The following is a 16,646-nucleotide window of genomic DNA, read 5'->3' as shown; positions in this document are numbered from 1 at the left end:
GAAACACGCCGCCAGGGACTTGACGACCGCAAACGGACGGCGCAAGATGCTCCGTGCGGGAGGGCGCTTCGCCGTAGACTTTCAGTCTTTACGACCCAGCGCCGGAGGCGTTGTGCGATCGTCCCTCCCGACCAACGTCCGAGCGGGCCAGCGAAAATTCGCTGGCCCGCTCGTCTGTCGCTGGCGCAGGCTGCCGGCATGACCATCACCGTCACCCCCTTCGGTCCCGCCGACGAGCAGGCGATCGAGCAGGCGTACCGGATCGGCACGGCCTACGTCGCCGCCGACCTGCCCGACTTTCCGCCCTTCTGCCGGCGGCGGTTCAGTGCGATGGTGCACCAGCCGATGCCGGGCAATGCACCGGTCAACCTGCTGGCACACCTCGACGGTGAGCCGGCCGGCCACCTCGTGCTGGATCTGCCGCAACTGGACAACACCGAGAACGCCTCCGCCGACCTGGTCGTGCACCCGGCGTACCGGCGCCGGGGGGTGGGCCGGGCGCTGGTCCAGCACGGCCTCGCCGTGCTGCGCGCGCACGGACGCAAGCGGGTCAGCGCGATGAGCATGGCGCACCCGCCCGGGGAACCCGACCGCCCCTCGGCGGCCGCTGCCTTCGCCACCTCCTTCGGCGCGGTCGACGCGCTGACCGACATCCGGCGCCGCCTGACCGTCGCCGACCTGGACCAGGCGCGGCTGGACACGCTGCTGGCCGACGCCCGGAGCCGGGCGGCCGGCTACGCGGTGTTGCGCTGGCAAGGGTGTACTCCCGACGACCTGGCGGCGGACGTGGCGTACCTCGACGGACGGTTGCTGGCCGACGCGCCAATGGGCGACCTGGCGTGGGAGCCGGAGCGGGTCGACGCCGAACGGCTACGCGGCACCGAGTCGGCGCTGGATGCGCGCGGCCGGCGGCGCTACCACGTCGGCCTGCGCCACGAGGCGTCCGGTCGGCTGGTCGCGTGGACGATGCTGGACGTCGGAGCGTCCGCGGACTGGCACTCGTTCCAGCAGATCACCATCGTCGACCCGGAGCACCGGGGCCATCGACTGGGCCTGCTGTCCAAGATCGAAAACCTGCGGCACCTGCTCGCTCACGAGCCCGCCGTGCGGGTCATCGACACGTTCAACGCGGCCAGCAACGACCACATGATCACCATCAACGAACAGCTCGGGTTCCAGGTGCGGGACCGGTGGAGCAACTGGCAACTCGACGTGTGACCGGCGGGAAATCCGGTGGCGGTGCCCGCCGGTCGGCGGGCAGGCTCGCGCCATGGCCGTCACCGTCACGCCGTACGACTCCACCGACGCGGCCGCGATCGACGCGGCGCACCGCGTCGTCGCGGCGGCGCAGGCCGTCGACCTGCCCGACCTGCCGGTGGGGGACCGGGCCGAGTTCGGGCTCCTGGTCGCCCATCCGCCGCACGGCAACGTGATCCACCAGGCGCTGGCCCGGCGGGACGGAGAGGTGGCCGGCCACCTGCGGATGCGGCTGCCGCAACTGGAGAACACCGGCATCGCCACCGCCGAGCTGACGGTGGACCCGGCGCGGCGGCGGCAGGGGGTGGGGCGGGCGCTACTGGCGTACGCCCGGAAGGTGGCCGCCGAGCACGGCCGGCAGCGGTTGATCGGCGAGACCCCGGGGCCACTGCCCGGCGGACCGGAGCGGGCGGCGCCGGGTGCGGCCTTCGCGGCGGCGGCCGGAGCGCAGGCCGCGCTGGCCGAGGTGCGGCGTCGGCTGGACACCACGCGGCTCGACCAGGCGGCCCTCGCCGCCCTGCACGATTCCGCCCGCGCCCGCGCCGCCGGCTACCGGACGGTGGCCTGGCGGGGGCCGGTGGCCGAGGAGTACGTGGTCGACGTCGCGCGGCTGGAGAGCCGGCTGCTCATCGACGCGCCGACGGGTGATCTCGCGATCGAGGCGGAGCAGGTGGATGCCGCGCGGTTCCGGGAGATCGAGCGGATCCAGCGACTGCGGGGCCGACGGCGCTACCACGTCGGCGCGGTGCACGAGGCGACCGACCGGCTGGTCGCCTGGACGATGATCGACAGAGGCCCGTCCACGCCGTGGCACGCCTGGCAGGAGATCACAATTGTCGACCCCGCACACCGGGGACACCGCCTGGGCCTGCTCGTCAAGGTGGAGAACCTTCGGCACGCCCTTGCCCACGAGCCGGCCCTGGCCGCGATCGACACCTGGAACGCGGCGGTCAACGATCACATGATCAGCATCAACGAGCAGCTCGGTTTCCGCCCGGTCGACGCCTGGACCGACTGGCAGCTGACCATCTGAAGTTGTGACACGCCCCTACTGATCTGAGGGCTTCGTGTTGCATGATGGCGGGCATGACGGAGACCCCGCACCCCCTCTACGCCAAGCACGCCGAGACCCTCAACCGCGCGCTGACCGCAATCGCGGAGCGGGGGTACTGGTCCGCCTACCCGGAATCACCGAGCCCACGGGTGTACGGCGAGACCGCCGCCGCCGACGGCAAGGCCGCCTTCGAGGCGTACCTGGGCGCGGACTTCCCGCTCGACCAGCCGAGCGACGGCGACCGGGTCGCCACCGAGCAGAGCCCCTTCGGCGTCCCGCTGAACGTGCGGTACCCGCACGCCGACGCCGACCAGCTGGTCACCGCCGCGTCCGCCGCGCTGCCGGCCTGGCGGGACGCCGGCCCGCAGGCCCGGGCGGGTGTCTGCCTGGAGATCCTCGACCGGCTGCACCGGAACATCTTCGAGCTGGCCAACGCGGTGCAGTTCACCAGCGGTCAGGCGTTCGTGATGGCCTTCCAGGCCGGTGGCGCGCACGCCCTGGACCGCGCGCTGGAGGCGCTGGCCTACGCGTACGCGGAGATGACCCGGCACCCGGGCACCGCCGGCTGGGAGAAGGCCGCCGGCAAGGGCGACCCGCTGCGGATGTCCAAGACCTTCCACGTGGTGCCCCGGGGCGTGGCCCTGGTCATCGGCTGCAACACCTTCCCGACCTGGAACTCGTACCCGGGTCTGTTCGCCTCCCTGGTCACCGGCAACCCGGTCGTGGTCAAGCCGCATCCGCGCGCCGTGCTGCCGCTGGCCGTCACCGTCCGGTACGCCCGCCAGGTGCTTGCCGAGGCCGGCTTCGACCCGAACCTGGTGCTGCTGGCACCCGAGGCCCCGGACGAGAAGCTCGCCTCGACGCTGGCCCTGCACCCGGCGGTCCGGATCGTCGACTTCACCGGCTCCACCGAGTACGGCGACTGGCTGGAGGCCAACGCCCGCCAGGCGGCGGTGTACACCGAGAAGGCGGGGCTCAACACGGTGGTGATCGACTCCACCGACGACTTCGCCGGGATGTGCCGCAACCTGGGCTTCACGCTGACGCTCTACAGCGGGCAGATGTGCACCACCTCGCAGAACATCCTCATCCCGCGGGACGGCATCGACACCGACCAGGGCCACAAGAGCTTCGACGAGGTGGCCGGTGGCATCGCCGCGGCGGTCGGCAAACTCACCGGCGATCCGGCCCGGGGAGTGGAGCTGACCGGGGCGATCGTCAACGACGGGGTGCTGGAGCGGCTGGCCGAGGTAGCCAAGGTGGGTTCGCCGGTGTTGGAGTCGCGTACCGTCGAGCACCCGTCGTTCCCGGACGCCGTGGTGCGTACGCCGACGATCGTCAAGCTGGACGCGGGCGACACCGCGACCTACTCGCGGGAGTGGTTCGGGCCGATCTCCTTCGCCATCGCCACCGACTCCACCGCGCACAGCCTGGAGATCCTGCGCTCGACCGTGGGCAAGCAGGGTGCGCTCACCGCGGCGGTCTACTCCACCGACGACGCGGTGCTGGACGGCACCGAGGCGGCGGCGATCGAGGTCGGGGTGCACCTGTCGGCCAACCTGACCGGCGGCGTCTTCGTGAACCAGTCGGCGGCGTTCTCCGACTTCCACGGCAGCGGCGCGAACGCGGCAGCGAACTCGGCGTTGACCGACGGGGCGTACGTGGCGAACCGGTTCCGGATCGTGCAGAGTCGCCGGCACGTCTGAGGGTTTGCGGCGGTGGCTCCGGGGGTGCCTCGGAGCCACCAGGCGGACGACCGGCCTCGGGGCTACGCGGCCCGGCGCATCTGGAGTTCGCGCAGGGTGGGGATGGTCGGGTGCGGTACGCGGACACCGGTGTCGACGAATCCCAGCCGCTGGTAGGCCCGGTAGGCGCGGTCGTTGCCGACCACCACCTCCAGCATCAGCTCGGGGCGTCCGCAGGCCCGGGACCACCCTGCCGCCCCGCTCACCAGTTCCCCGAGCAGGCCGGTGCGCCGCCAGCCCGGCGTGACGTAGACGGCGTAGAGCACGGTCACCCCCGGCTCGGTCGGGTGCGCCATCCCACCGACGTGCCCGACCAGCCGGCCGCCCGGATCCGCCACGAACTGCGCCGTGTCCGGGCCGACGGAGACCCGGGCGACCCGGGCGGCGTACTCGGCGTGCGGTCGGGCCGCGGCCTCGGCGATCGTCTCCAGGAACGCCAGCGGCGCGTCCGCGAGCATCTCCAGCCGCAGCGCGCGCATCCGAGCGGCGTCCGCTGGTTCGACCCGGCGGATGACGGCCCGGCGCACCCAGGTTCCGTCCGTGACGTTCGTCATGCCCGCATGCTTATCACAATGACGTACGACGATACGGGTGACTGTAATACGCCCGATTTGTGGTCGTGCGCCGTCGTCACTCCTCGTGTAGCGTGCGATTTCGGTCACCCGTTTCAGTGGTCGTCGCGGATTGCCGAAACCGGTGGTTTCCGGGTGCCGGTGCGCCGGTGACCCGAGGTAGTGGAACGCCGTGCAGAGTGAGGAAAACACCGTGGCACAAGGCACCGTGAAGTGGTTCAACGCCGAGAAGGGCTACGGCTTCATCGCCGTCGACGGCGGGCAGGACGTCTTCGTCCACTTCTCCGCGATCGAGATGGACGGCTACAAGGCGCTGGACGACGGTCAGCGAGTGGAGTTCGAGATCGCCCAGGGCCAGAAGGGCCCGCAGGCCGAGCGGGTACGCGTCATCGCCTGAGTGCGGACGACCCACCCCGGGCGACCGATCGTCGTCGGGGTGGCGTGACCATCGCCGGAGGGGGCTGCGGTGCCGGCGCCCCACAAGGGAAGATCATGGGCCGAACCAGCCGTCGCTGAGGAGGTTCCATGTCCGACCAGCCGCCCCCAACAGGTCCCACCTCCTCGCCCGCGGACCAACCGCCGCCGCCCGGGCCGCTCGACCCGCCGCCCGGGTTCGGCCCGCCGCCCTACGGCGCGCAACCGGGCCATCCCGCGCAGCCGCCGCCCTACGGCGCGCAACCGGGCCATCCCGCGCAGCCGCCGCACGTCGGCATGTCGCCGTATCCCGGTCAACCGCTGTACCCGGGACAGCCGGCCTACGGCTGGCACCACCCCGCAGGCTACGGTCTCGATCCCGCTGACGCCCTGGTCACCCCGCCCGGGGCCGGGCTGGGCGGCTGGTTCGGGCGCTGCGTGGGCGCCGCCCGCCGGGGCTGGCGACAACTGCTGCCGATTCTCGTCCTCACCCAGGTGCTGCCGGCCGCGGTGCTGTCGGTGCTCACGCTGGCCGTGGACCCCTCGGCGCGCTGGGACAGCCAACTCGCCAGCGACTCCGCCGCGCTGCCGGCGAACTTCTGGACGGATCTCGGCACGCTCCTGCTCGTGCTGCTCGGTGGCAGCGTGCTCCTCGGTCTGGTGCAGTCGGTCGGCTGGGCCGCCGGCACCTGGTTGATCACCCGCCAGGCGGTCGGCGAGCAGGTCGGCACCGCCGCGGCGCTGCGCTACGGGATGCGCCGCTCGCTCGGTCTGTGGGGCTGGACGCTGCTCGTCACCCTGATCGTCGTCTTCGGGTTCTGCCTGTGCTTCCTGCCCGGCGTGTACGCGGTGTTCGCGTTGGCCCTGGCCGGCCCGGTCTACCTGTTCGAGCGGCACGACCCGCTCAGCAGGTCGCACCGCATGCTGCGTGACCGGCCGGGGCTGCTGCTCGGCCGGGTGGCCCTGGTGGGTGCCGCGGTGATCGGTCTCTCCCTGGTGGCGAGCCTGATCGAGTCGCTGGCGACCCTGCCGTTCGGTGCCACTCCGCTGGACTCGCCGGGTACGACGGTGGGTGTGGTGCTGACCATCGCGGTGGTCGCGGTGCTGACGCTGCCGGCGTACCTCGCGCAGCAGGTCGGGCTGGTGGTCACCTACGCCGAGCAGCGGGCGCACGAGGGCCCGGTGAACGCCAACCAACTGGCGGCCGAACTCGGCTGACCCGGGCCATCGTGCTTGCACTCGGCAGGGCAGAGTGCTAAACAAGTCATTGGCACTCGCATGGCGTGAGTGCCAGCTGGTCGGGACGGTGGGGCTGCGGTCGCGCCCGTGACATAACCACGGGTGAGGCACGTGGCCGGTCGTCGCGGGCTATCCGGCCCGGCCGAGGAGACGTCGCCGTCGCCAGGTGGCGACGTCCCAAGGTGCGTACACCAGACGGCCCATCCGGGGCACACACTCGGGTGGCCCGTGAGTGTCCAGGAGGACAACGCCGTATGGCCAAGATGATCGCGTTCGACGAAGAGGCGCGCCGCGGCCTCGAGCGGGGCATGAACCAGCTCGCCGACGCCGTGAAGGTGACCCTCGGCCCCAAGGGCCGCAACGTCGTGCTCGAGAAGAAGTGGGGTGCCCCCACCATCACCAACGATGGTGTGAGCATCGCCAAGGAGATCGAGCTCGAGGACCCGTACGAGAAGATCGGCGCCGAGCTGGTCAAGGAGGTCGCCAAGAAGACCGACGACGTCGCCGGTGACGGCACGACGACGGCGACCGTCCTGGCCCAGGCACTCGTTCGCGAGGGCCTGCGCAACGTGGCCGCCGGTGCCAACCCGATGGCCCTGAAGCGGGGCATCGAGGCTGCGGTCGCCAACGTCTCGGAGGAGCTGCTGAAGCTCGCCAAGGACGTCGAGACCAAGGAGCAGATCGCCTCCACCGCCTCCATCTCCGCCGGTGACACCAGCGTCGGCGAGATCATCGCCGAGGCGATGGACAAGGTCGGCAAGGAAGGCGTCATCACCGTCGAGGAGAGCAACACCTTCGGGCTGGAGCTGGAGCTCACCGAGGGCATGCGCTTCGACAAGGGCTACATCTCGGCCTACTTCATGACCGACCCGGAGCGTATGGAGGCCGTCTTCGACGACCCGTACATCCTGATCGCGAACAGCAAGATCTCGTCGGTCAAGGACCTGCTCCCGATCCTGGAGAAGGTCATGCAGGGCGGAAAGCCGCTGCTGATCATCGCCGAGGACCTGGAGGGCGAGGCCCTGGCCACGCTGGTGGTCAACAAGGTCCGTGGCACCTTCAAGTCGGTCGCCGTCAAGGCGCCGGGCTTCGGTGACCGCCGCAAGGCCATGCTGACCGACATCGCCATCCTCACCGGTGGCCAGGTCATCAGCGAGGAGGTCGGCCTCAAGCTGGACGCCGTCAGCCTCGACATGCTGGGCCGCGCCCGCAAGGTCGTGGTGACCAAGGACGAGACCACCATCGTCGACGGTGCCGGCGACGCCGAGCAGATCCAGGGCCGGGTCAACCAGATCCGGGCCGAGATCGACAAGAGCGACTCCGACTACGACCGGGAGAAGCTGCAGGAGCGGCTGGCCAAGCTGGCCGGTGGCGTTGCGGTGATCAAGGTCGGCGCGGCCACCGAGGTCGAGCTCAAGGAGCGCAAGCACCGCATCGAGGACGCGGTCCGCAACGCCAAGGCCGCCGTCGAGGAGGGCATCGTCCCGGGTGGTGGTGTCGCGCTGGTGCAGGCCGGCAAGACCGCCTTCGACAAGCTCGACCTGGCCGGCGACGAGGCGACCGGCGCGCAGATCGTCAAGATCGCGCTGGACGCCCCGCTGCGGCAGATCGCCGTGAACGCCGGCCTCGAGGGCGGCGTCGTGGTGGAGCGGGTCCGCAACCTCGACTCGGGTCACGGCCTCAACGCCGCGACCGGCGAGTACGTCGACCTGCTGGCCGCGGGCATCATCGACCCGGCCAAGGTGACCCGTTCCGCGCTGCAGAACGCCTCGTCGATCGCCGCGCTGTTCCTCACCACCGAGGCCGTCGTGGCGGACAAGCCGGAGAAGACCCCGGCCGCCCCGGCTGGCCCGGGTGGCGGGGACATGGACTTCTGAGTCCAGCTCCAACGCCGGAAGGGGCGGGCCGCGTCAGCGGTCCGCCCCTTCCGCTGTGTCGGTGGCCACTCGTCGGCTACGTCGGCAGCGGTCGCTGGTTCCGGCGCTTCCGCGCCCGGTCGTACGGCGGGCGGTGCTGAACCGGCTCGTCCACCAGGATGAGGGGCTCCTCGGGTGGCTCGTCCACTCCGGTCATCTCGGCCAGTTGCTCGGCGTCGCCGTGGTCGAGCCGGTCGATCGGCAGTTGGCCGGGGAGTCCGTGGATCGTGGCCCAGGTGGTCGGTGGGGCTTCCCGGGCCTGATCGTCGTCCATGCTCATGGCTGCCTCCTCTACCGAAACGGTAGGGCGCGCCGAGCAGCGGGAAGGTCGAATGGCGCTATCGGGATCTATTTGGCGTTAAGACCCTTTTGATCGGTTTGGCTCGGGAAACATCAGCGACCCGCTCCGCCATGGATGCGGCCCGGATCAGGGCGGTCCGGTGACGCCTCCGCGTTGGCCGAACGGGTCGTCGGTGGCGGACCTGGTGACCACATGGACCACCCCGCAGCAGAGCGCCACGACGAGCGCCGGTACCCCCAGCAGGATCAGCAGGGCCATGCCCCGCCAGCGGGCTGTCGACGATGTCCGGAGAGGAGCTGCCGACCCGGACGAATGACCGTGCATGAAGCCGCAAGATAGCAGGTCCGGAGGGCTCGGATTAACCCTCGGGCGAGTACTGCTCACATCGGGGTGGAATCGGTCGCGGGCGATCAACCACGAGCCGCCGAGACGGCCGCGTACGCGTCGACCAAGCCGGCGCCGACGAGGTTCGCCGGGCCGCCGCACTCGTCGGACCGGTCCCGGGCCGAGTCGCTGGTCTCGATCGGTTCGGCCGTCTCGCGCAGGATCCGCCGCGTCCGGTCCAGGTCGCCGACGAGTTCCGGATTGGCCGACCACATCAACGCGGCCACCCCCGCCACCTGCGGGGTGGCCATCGAGGTGCCGTCGAGCACGGCGTACCCGCCGCCGGGCATCGCGGAGATGACCTCCGCGCCCGGCGCCATCAGATCCGGTTTCGTCGTCCCGGTGGCCGTCGGGCCACGGGACGAGAAGGCGGTGACCCGCCGCCGGTCGTCCACCGCGCCGACGGTCAGCACGTCCGGGTACGGTGCCGGCGGATCCTGCACGGAGCCGCAGAACGGGCCGGTGTTGCCGGCCGCCGCGACGACGAGAATCCCGGCGGCCTCCAGCGCCGCTGTGGCCGGCTGTAGCGCCCGGGGATCGCACCCCTCGATCGGTGGGCAGCCCCACGAGTTGGTCAGGATCTCCGGTGCCCGGGCGGGCCGCCCCTGCCGGAACGGGTCACCGCCCGGCGGGAAGGGCGCCAACATGAACTGGAGGCAGTCGAGGTAGGCGGCGGGGTTCCCCAGATTGCGGTCGAGGTTGACGCAGCCGACCCATTGTGCGCCGGGAGCCACGCCGATGCCGTCCCGCCCGACGGCGCTGCCCATCGTGTGGGTGCCGTGCCCGCTGCGGTCGGTCGGTGCGCCAGTGCCGTTCCACGGGTCGAACCATGAGTCGTCGCCGCCTCGGAAGCCCTGGGCCAGGGTCGGGTGCCGTCCGTCCACCCCCGAGTCGGAACTACCCACGGTCACCCCGGTGCCGGTGACGCCGAGTTCGGACCAGACCCGGTCCGCGCCGATCATGGTGAGGTGCCACGGTGGGCCGGACGGGGCCGGCGCGCTGCCGGTGGCGCTGTCGGCGGGCGCCGGCAACGGGCGCAGGCGTTGACTGACCAGTACCCGGGCCACCTCGGGTCGGCTGGACAGCCAGGCCCGTACCGCCGGCCCGCCGGCCACCTCGATCGCGTTCACCAGGTAGTAGGGGGTGTGCGGCAGTCGGGCCCGCCGCAGGTCCCGCCGCAGGTCGGCCTGGGTCCGGTCGGCGGTGTCGACCAGCCGCCGGTAGACCTCCCGGGCGCGCGCGTCCCGGCCGGCCCGACCTGGTCCGCCGCTGACACCGCTCAGGTCCGCCTGTTCCCGCAGCAGCACGAACAGCCGCTCCCCGTGCAGCCCCGGCTGGCCGGCGACCGAGCCGACCAGGCCGACCGTGACCAGCAGCGTCAGCGCGCTCGCCGCGGCCAGCGCGCGGCTCGGCGTACGGGCCGAGCGTCGCGCCAGCAGCAGGCCGTATCCGACCGCCAGCACCAGTCCGACGGCAAGTCCGGCACCGGTCGCGGCGGCGACCCAGAAGGGCACGTCGCGGGTGCTGACCAGCAGCAGGCTGACCTCCTCCGGATCGGTGAACGCCAGCGGGCCGAACACACCGAGCCCGACTAGCCAGGCAACGGGTGCCCGGCCACCCGACCCGGCCGGATGGCGGCGCACGGTGGCCCCGGTTGCCGGCTGCTCCGGCACGCCGGGCCAGGTGTCCGGGTGCGCGACGCCGCGCCCGGCCGCCGCCCGGCGGCTCATGGCCCGCAGCGCGGCCAGCGCGAACCCGGCCGGCGGCAGCGTCACCAGCAGCGGCAACTGCGCACCGGAGTGGCCGGTGCCGGCACCCACCAGCAGCAGCACCACCCCGGCCACGAGCCCGCCCAGCAGCACCAGCCGGGCCGGTCGGGGCGGTTCGTCGGCGTCGAAACGACACCAGAACCGAGCGTCGAGCAGCGTCGCGGCCAGTGCGCCGACGGCCGCCGCGGCCAGCCCGGCGAGGATGGTCTCCGACAGCCCGCCGAGGGCCCCCCACCAGACCCAGGGCAGCAGCAGGGCGAGCCCGGCGGCCATCGCGAGCAGGGCCGGCACCGACGGACGTGCGTCCAGTCGTGCCGGTCGCCCGACCGGCATCGCCTCCGGCCCGGTCCGGTGCCCCGGGCCGCCGGGCGGCATCCGGTCCGGCTGGTCCGGGCGGTCGACCTGCTGCCCGACCCCGCCGACGGATTCCGCCCGCCGTGGTTCGTCGGCCCGGCGGCCGGGGCCGAGGACGTGGGACGGCAGCCGGGCCGTCACCACCGCCAGCAGCATGGCCACCAGCGCCAGCCCGGCGAGGTACGCCTCGTGGTGCACCGGGGGGATCGTCCGCAGCAACCCGAGCAGGCCGAGTACGAGCGCGCCGGCAAACCACACCCGCCCGGTGACGCGGACCGCCGCCGAGCGGGGTATGAGGGCCAGCGGCAGCGCCGCGGCGGCGATCAGCAGCACGGTGAGCAGGCAGACCACCGGCCAGAGCGGCACCAGCCGGTCCAGGCCGCCGATCAGGACCACCTGGTCGATGGTCCAGCCGCCGGTCTGCGCCAGGACCGTGACCGTGACCGTCCAGCAGCCGGCGAACACCGCCGCGACGATCGCCCAGGGGCTACCGGCCGCGCCGGGTGTGGTGGGATCCGCCCGCATCCGCACACAGTACGTCGCAGCCGCCCGGTCGTCGGGACGGATCTGCCGGGCGGCTGATCGGGGTGCCCGGGCGGCACCTGCCGGTGGCGGGTGGGGACGGTTAACGTGGACGGGTGCGTGATCCGAACGTTCTGCGGTCCGTTGCCGGGCAGCTCTCGCCCGCTCGCCGCGCCGCCGACCTGCGTCGGCTGCGTGCCGAGCGGTTCGACGTGCTGGTGATCGGGGGCGGGGTGACCGGTGCCGGAGCGGCTGTCGACGCCGCGTCCCGGGGCCTCAAGGTGGCCCTGGTGGAGGCCCGCGACTTCGCCGCCGGCACCTCCAGCCGGTCCAGCAAGCTGATCCACGGTGGCCTGCGCTACCTGGAGCAGTTGGAGTTCGGCCTGGTGCACGAGGCGCTGACCGAGCGCGGGCTGCTGGCCACCCGGCTGGCGCCGCACCTGGTGCGGCCGGTGCCGTTCCTGGTGCCGCTCCCCGCTGGTCAGGGCGTCCGTGATCTGCCCGCCCGACTGCTGCGGCGGGCCTACTACGGCGCCGGGGTGGCCGCGTACGACGCCTTCGCCGGCCTCTTCGGCGGTGGCCGGGGCATGCCGTTGCACCGGCACCTGAGCCGGGAGGGTGCCCGCCGCGTCTTTCCGAGCCTGCGCTCCGACGGCCTGGCCGGCGCGATCCGCTACCACGACGGGCAGGTCGACGACGCCCGTCTGGTCATCACCCTGGCCCGCACCGCCGCCAGCCTGGGCGTGACCGTGGTCAGCAGCGCGCGGGCGGTCGGACTGATCCGACAGGCCCGGGAGGTGACCGGGGTCCGGGTCCGCGACCTGGAGGCACCCCCCGGTGCGCCCGAGACCGAGTTCGAGGTGCGCGCCCGCACGGTCATCGCCGCCACCGGTGTCTGGACCGACGACATGTCCCGGATGCTCAACGACGTCGGCCTGCGGCCCGGTGTCCGGGTGCGGGCGTCCAAGGGGGTGCACCTGGTGGTGCCCCGCTCGGCGATCACCGGCGAGACCGGACTGATCCTGCGTACGGCCACGAGTGTCCTGTTCGTCATCCCGTGGGGTGGGCACTGGATCATCGGCACCACGGACACCGACTGGCGGCTGGACCGCTCCCACCCGGCGGCCTCGGCCAGCGACATCGACTACCTGCTCCGGCAGGTCAACACGGTGCTGGACCGCCCGCTGACCACGGCCGACATCGAAGGTGTCTACGCCGGATTGCGTCCGCTGCTGGCCGGCGAGGCGGATTCCACCTCGAAGCTCTCCCGGGAGCACGCCGTGATCGAGCCGATGCTCGGGCTGCTGCTGGTGGCCGGTGGCAAGTACACGACGTACCGGGTGATGGCCGCCGACGTGGTCGACCGGGCGGTACGCCGGCTCGGTGGCCAGCGGGTGTCGCGTACGGCCGACCTGCCGCTGCTCGGCGCGGACGGGTACGCGGCCATGTGGCGGGACCGGGCGGACCTGGCTCGCCGCCACGGGTTGCCGGTGGGTGTGGTGGAGCACCTGCTGGAACGCTACGGCAGCCTGACCCTCGATCTGCTCGCCCTGATCGACGCCGATCCGCTGCTGTCCTCCCCGCTGGCCGGTGCGCCGGAGTACCTCGCCGCCGAGGTGACGTACGCGGCCCGCGCCGAGGGGGCGTTGCACCTGGAGGACGTGCTCACCCGGCGTACCCGGATCTCGATCGAGACCACCCACCGGGGCCTGGAGTCGGCCGAACACGCGGCCGAGCTGATGGGTGCGGTGCTGGGCTGGGACGCGGCGCGCCGGGCCCGGGAGGTGACCCACTACCGGGCCCGGGTGGAGGCCGAGCGGCAGTCCCAGCTGATGCCGGACGACGCCACCGCGGACGCCGCTCGGCTCGGCGCTCCGGACGTGCGCGGCTACCCGGCGGATCGGGGCGCCGACGACGGCGCGGCCGGCCTGGCCCGCTGACGGTTCCATTCTGGGGATCGCCGAGCGTGGATATCCATCCGATGGGGTTACGCTCGCTACCTACGGTGGGGTAAGTTCCGCGAGTGATGGCGCTTTCCCGATCACGACTGGTCTTCCTGCCCGGCATCGTCCTGCTGGCGGTCGCTCTCGGCGGCTGTGCGCCGTTCGGCGACAACTCCGAACCGCCCGTGGCGCCGAGCGCGCCGGCCGCCGGGCAACCCGGCGGGGCGGGGGCCACCACCGCCGGTAAGGGCCGGGTCAGCCTGCTGCAGAACGACGGGGCCGACGGTCCGCTGCGCACCCTGAACGTGGAGCCGGACGGGCGCTGGGAGTGCATCGACTGTGCCGGCGACGGGGTCACCTCGACCGGTGAGTTGAGTGCGGAGCACCGGGAGCGTCTCCAGCAACTGCTGGCCGAGCCGGACCTGGCCCTGGAGACCGACGAGGCCCGGGGCTATCGGGTCAGCTGCGTCGGCGCGCTCACCTCCACCCTGCTGACCGCGGCCGGCCTGATCACCTCGCAGGACTGCCCGGGGGAGGAACGGCCGCCGGTGGCCGAGGAGATCCTGCTGCTGCTCACCCAGAACACGCCCGCCGAGATGGTGGGCTAGCGGCAGCGCCGAGGCCGCGTCGTCAGAGCACCTTTCCGGGGTTGAGCAGGCCGGTCGGGTCGAGCGCCGCCTTGATCGCCTGGTGCACCCGGACGCCCACCGGACCGATCTCCCGGGCCAACCAGTCCCGCTTGAGCAGGCCGACGCCGTGCTCACCGGTGCACGTGCCGCCCAGGTCCAGCCCCAACCGCATGATCTCGTCGAAGGCTCGCCGGCCGCGCTCCAGGCTCGTCGGATCGGCCCGGTCGACGACGATGTTGGGGTGCATGTTGCCGTCGCCGGCGTGACCGACCACCCCGATCGGCACCTGACACTCCGCCGCGATCCGGGCCACCCCGTCGAGCAGTGCGGCGAGCGCACCCCGGGGCACCGCCAGGTCGTCGATGATCAGGCCACCGTTGCCGCCCGGGTACGTGTCCACGGCGTACTTCTCCATGGCCGGGTGGGCCAGCCGGCGGGCCTGCAACAGCGCGGCGGCCTCGACGGCGTCACCTGCCGCGTACACCTCCTCGGCGCCGGCCGCGTCGCAGACCGCAGCCAACTCGGCGAGGTCCGCCGCCGCCCGGGGACCGGTGTCGGCCGCGGCCAGCAGCAGCGCCTCCGCATCGGTGCGCAACCCCATCGGCCGGTACGCCTCGATCGCCGTCAGGTGGGTGCGGTCGAGCAGTTCCAGCAGACTGGGGGAGAGCCCCTGGGCGGCGATCCGGGCCACCGCCGCGCCGGCGTTCGCGGTGGAGCCGAACACGGCCACCAGGGTCAGCGACTCCGCCGGCGCGGGCCGCAGCGCCACCGTCACCTCGGTGATCACACCGAGGGTGCCCTCCGAGCCGACGAAGAGCCGGGTCAGGTCGTAACCGGCCACCCCCTTGGCGGTCCGGCGTCCGGTGCGCAGCACCTCGCCCGAGGCGAGCACCACCTCAAGGCCGAGCACGTACTCGGTGGTCACGCCGTACTTGACGCAGCACATCCCGCCCGCGTTGGTGGCGACGTTGCCGCCGATGGTGGACGACTCCCAGGAGCCCGGGTCGGGCGGGTACCACAGGCCGTGCTCACCCACGGCCGCGGTGAGCGCGGCGTTGACCACTCCCGGCTGCACGACCGCGATCCGGCTCACGGGATCGATCTCCAGGATGCTGCTCAGCGCGGTGGTGCTGATCACGACCGCGCCGTCGACGGCGTTCGCCGCGCCCGCCAACCCGGTACGCGCACCCTGCGGCACCACCGGTACGCCGTGCCGCCCGGCCGCCCGGACCACCGCGACGACCTCCTCGGTGCTGCGCGGCCGGGTCACCACCAGCGGTGTCGCCGACGCACACAGGTCGGCCTCGTCCCGCTCGTGCCCACGCAGCAGGTCAGGATCGGTGAGCACCGCGTCCGGCCCGAGAGCGGCGCGGAGGTCGTCGAGGAGCGGGGAGGTGGCCATGCGGCCGAGGCTACGACCGGCCAATGGTGATCATCAACCTGGGTCGTCGCCCGGTACCGTGGCCGCGTGATCTACGTGGACCGGCCGTCCTGGCCGGGGCGCGGCCGGCTCTGGTCGCACCTGATCAGCGACGTGTCCCTGGCCGAACTGCACGCCTTCGCGGAGATGCTCGGTGCTCCCCGGCGGGGCTTCGACCGGGACCACTACGACGTGCCCGCCGAGCGCTTCGCGATGGCCGTCTGGCTCGGCGCGCAGGTGGTACCCAGCCGCGACATCGTCCGTCTCCTCCGCGCCGCCAACCTCCGCCGCCCCAAACACCTCTCCCGCCCCCGCCCAGACTCCCGCGATCTTGCACTTTCGGTCCCCGATCCGCGGCTTTGACGCCGTTATGTCCCGACCGAAAGTGCAAGATCGACGGGGTTATCGGGTCAGGTGGGTCAGTTCGCGGGTGAGGTTGGTGCGGGCGGGGGTGGTCCAGCGGGTCGCCAGTTCGGGGACGCGGTAGAGGGTGGGTAGGGAGAGCAGGGAGGCGAGCACCCTTGCCCGGCCCGCCCGGTAGTCCGGCTCGGGGACGTGGGCGTACTCCTGGCGGATCGCGGTGGCGTACCGGTCGTACTTCGCTGCGGGGGCGGCGAGCACGGCCAGGTCGGCGTCGCAGAGCAGCGCGCCGTCGGCGTCCGCCGGGTCGACCACGTGACCGGCGGTGAGCAGCACCAGCCGACCCACCTCGGCCACCCCGTCCGACCGCAGCCCTGACCGGGTGAGCAGGGCGTCGGCGAGCGCCGCGCTGGCGCGTTCGTTCCGATCGCCGGGGGCGCGGGGGTCGTACACCGCGTCGTGGCACCAGGCGGCGAGTCGCACCAGATCGGGTCGCGACGCGGTCGAGGCATGGCGGTCGATCACGTCGAGCACGGCGGTCAGATGCGTGACCGTGTGGTAGCGCCGGTGCGGCTCCCGCCACCGTTCGAGCAGTTCCGCCCCGGCGGCGTCGACCGACGCGGGGTCAGCCGCTCCGGCCGCGCGGGCGGCGGTACGCCATCGTGCCAGCAACTCCGTCACCGGCCCGAGTCTGCCCGATGCGGCGACGGGTCGCCGGTCCGGAGCGATGTGCCGCTTCGGCGGGAATGTCCGGGCGTCCGGCGGGT

At 72.6% G+C, this 16,646-nt stretch carries 15 protein-coding genes; 9 read left to right on the top strand and 6 right to left on the bottom strand.

The window, feature by feature from the left end:
• Positions 1-198 precede the first annotated feature (198 nt).
• Genes V5O40_RS12730 through paaN form a run of 3 tightly spaced genes read left to right on the top strand, consistent with a single transcriptional unit; the run spans position 199 to position 4,017 of the window.
• Positions 199-1,218, top strand: coding sequence for a GNAT family N-acetyltransferase (locus V5O40_RS12730; RefSeq protein ID WP_332905622.1), 1,020 nt, complete (start codon positions 199-201; stop codon positions 1,216-1,218).
• 52 nt (positions 1,219-1,270) lie between these two features.
• Positions 1,271-2,290, top strand: coding sequence for a GNAT family N-acetyltransferase (locus V5O40_RS12725; RefSeq protein WP_332905621.1), 1,020 nt, complete (start codon positions 1,271-1,273; stop codon positions 2,288-2,290).
• 53 nt (positions 2,291-2,343) lie between these two features.
• Complete coding sequence (gene paaN, locus V5O40_RS12720) at positions 2,344-4,017, top strand: phenylacetic acid degradation protein PaaN (RefSeq protein ID WP_332905620.1); 1,674 nt, start codon at positions 2,344-2,346, stop codon at positions 4,015-4,017.
• Positions 4,018-4,079: 62 nt separating this feature from the next.
• Here the strand turns inward: paaN and V5O40_RS12715 are convergent, their stop codons facing one another.
• On the bottom strand, positions 4,080-4,610 hold the full coding sequence (locus tag V5O40_RS12715; protein ID WP_332905619.1) for a GNAT family N-acetyltransferase: 531 nt from the start codon (positions 4,608-4,610) through the stop codon (positions 4,080-4,082).
• 211 nt (positions 4,611-4,821) lie between these two features.
• Between V5O40_RS12715 and V5O40_RS12710 the strand changes: the two genes are divergently transcribed.
• From V5O40_RS12710 to groL, 3 genes are all read left to right on the top strand, one after another.
• Positions 4,822-5,025, top strand: a complete 204-nt coding sequence (locus tag V5O40_RS12710; RefSeq protein ID WP_013288855.1) for a cold-shock protein — start codon at positions 4,822-4,824, stop codon at positions 5,023-5,025.
• 128 nt (positions 5,026-5,153) lie between these two features.
• Entirely contained in the window at positions 5,154-6,260 is a 1,107-nt protein-coding gene (locus V5O40_RS12705) for a hypothetical protein (RefSeq protein ID WP_332905618.1), read from the top strand.
• 275 nt (positions 6,261-6,535) lie between these two features.
• Positions 6,536-8,158, top strand: coding sequence for a chaperonin GroEL (groL, locus tag V5O40_RS12700; protein WP_164448544.1), 1,623 nt, complete (start codon positions 6,536-6,538; stop codon positions 8,156-8,158).
• 76 nt (positions 8,159-8,234) lie between these two features.
• On the opposite strand, the gene V5O40_RS12695 is transcribed toward groL, so the two are convergent.
• The 3 genes from V5O40_RS12695 to V5O40_RS12685 form a co-directional block, all read right to left on the bottom strand.
• On the bottom strand, positions 8,235-8,471 hold the full coding sequence (locus V5O40_RS12695) for a hypothetical protein (RefSeq protein WP_332905662.1): 237 nt from the start codon (positions 8,469-8,471) through the stop codon (positions 8,235-8,237).
• 153 nt (positions 8,472-8,624) lie between these two features.
• Positions 8,625-8,756, bottom strand: coding sequence for a hypothetical protein (locus tag V5O40_RS12690; RefSeq protein WP_268968058.1), 132 nt, complete (start codon positions 8,754-8,756; stop codon positions 8,625-8,627).
• Between the two features lie 152 nt (positions 8,757-8,908).
• On the bottom strand, positions 8,909-11,530 hold the full coding sequence (locus V5O40_RS12685; RefSeq protein WP_332905617.1) for a S8 family serine peptidase: 2,622 nt from the start codon (positions 11,528-11,530) through the stop codon (positions 8,909-8,911).
• Between the two features lie 113 nt (positions 11,531-11,643).
• On the opposite strand from V5O40_RS12685, the gene V5O40_RS12680 reads away from it, so the two are divergent.
• Together V5O40_RS12680 and V5O40_RS12675 are read left to right on the top strand one after the other, a co-directional pair.
• Positions 11,644-13,467, top strand: a complete 1,824-nt coding sequence (locus V5O40_RS12680) for a glycerol-3-phosphate dehydrogenase/oxidase (protein WP_332905616.1) — start codon at positions 11,644-11,646, stop codon at positions 13,465-13,467.
• A gap of 86 nt (positions 13,468-13,553) precedes the next feature.
• Positions 13,554-14,078, top strand: coding sequence for a hypothetical protein (locus V5O40_RS12675; RefSeq protein WP_332905615.1), 525 nt, complete (start codon positions 13,554-13,556; stop codon positions 14,076-14,078).
• Positions 14,079-14,100: 22 nt separating this feature from the next.
• On the opposite strand, the gene V5O40_RS12670 is transcribed toward V5O40_RS12675, so the two are convergent.
• Positions 14,101-15,501, bottom strand: coding sequence for an FAD-binding oxidoreductase (locus tag V5O40_RS12670; protein WP_332905614.1), 1,401 nt, complete (start codon positions 15,499-15,501; stop codon positions 14,101-14,103).
• A 66-nt stretch (positions 15,502-15,567) separates the two neighbouring features.
• On the opposite strand from V5O40_RS12670, the gene V5O40_RS12665 reads away from it, so the two are divergent.
• The gene (locus V5O40_RS12665) at positions 15,568-15,882 is read left to right on the top strand and encodes a DUF4031 domain-containing protein (protein ID WP_332905613.1); all 315 of its coding nucleotides are present in this window, start codon (positions 15,568-15,570) and stop codon (positions 15,880-15,882) included.
• 39 nt (positions 15,883-15,921) lie between these two features.
• Here V5O40_RS12665 and V5O40_RS12660 read toward each other — a convergent pair whose 3' ends face one another.
• On the bottom strand, positions 15,922-16,560 hold the full coding sequence (locus V5O40_RS12660) for an HD domain-containing protein (RefSeq protein WP_332905612.1): 639 nt from the start codon (positions 16,558-16,560) through the stop codon (positions 15,922-15,924).
• Positions 16,561-16,646 lie beyond the last annotated feature (86 nt).

This window comes from Micromonospora palythoicola (assembly GCF_036689795.1).
GTDB lineage: Bacteria > Actinomycetota > Actinomycetes > Mycobacteriales > Micromonosporaceae > Micromonospora > Micromonospora palythoicola.
Note: the sequence above shows the minus strand (reverse complement) of the source record. Positions and strands in the feature narration are given on the sequence as shown.

Excerpts from the sequence above, each read along its gene's own strand:
- V5O40_RS12730 (WP_332905622.1), top strand. The coding sequence starts at position 199 with ATGACCATCACCGTCACCCCCTTCGGTCCCGCCGACGAGCAGGCGATC.
- V5O40_RS12725 (WP_332905621.1), top strand. The coding sequence starts at position 1,271 with ATGGCCGTCACCGTCACGCCGTACGACTCCACCGACGCGGCCGCGATC.
- paaN (WP_332905620.1), top strand. The coding sequence starts at position 2,344 with ATGACGGAGACCCCGCACCCCCTCTACGCCAAGCACGCCGAGACCCTC.
- V5O40_RS12715 (WP_332905619.1), bottom strand. The coding sequence starts at position 4,610 with ATGACGAACGTCACGGACGGAACCTGGGTGCGCCGGGCCGTCATCCGC.
- V5O40_RS12705 (WP_332905618.1), top strand. The coding sequence starts at position 5,154 with ATGTCCGACCAGCCGCCCCCAACAGGTCCCACCTCCTCGCCCGCGGAC.
- groL (WP_164448544.1), top strand. The coding sequence starts at position 6,536 with ATGGCCAAGATGATCGCGTTCGACGAAGAGGCGCGCCGCGGCCTCGAG.
- V5O40_RS12695 (WP_332905662.1), bottom strand. The coding sequence starts at position 8,471 with ATGGACGACGATCAGGCCCGGGAAGCCCCACCGACCACCTGGGCCACG.
- V5O40_RS12690 (WP_268968058.1), bottom strand. The coding sequence starts at position 8,756 with ATGGCCCTGCTGATCCTGCTGGGGGTACCGGCGCTCGTCGTGGCGCTC.
- V5O40_RS12685 (WP_332905617.1), bottom strand. The coding sequence starts at position 11,530 with ATGCGGGCGGATCCCACCACACCCGGCGCGGCCGGTAGCCCCTGGGCG.
- V5O40_RS12675 (WP_332905615.1), top strand. The coding sequence starts at position 13,554 with ATGGCGCTTTCCCGATCACGACTGGTCTTCCTGCCCGGCATCGTCCTG.
- V5O40_RS12670 (WP_332905614.1), bottom strand. The coding sequence starts at position 15,501 with ATGGCCACCTCCCCGCTCCTCGACGACCTCCGCGCCGCTCTCGGGCCG.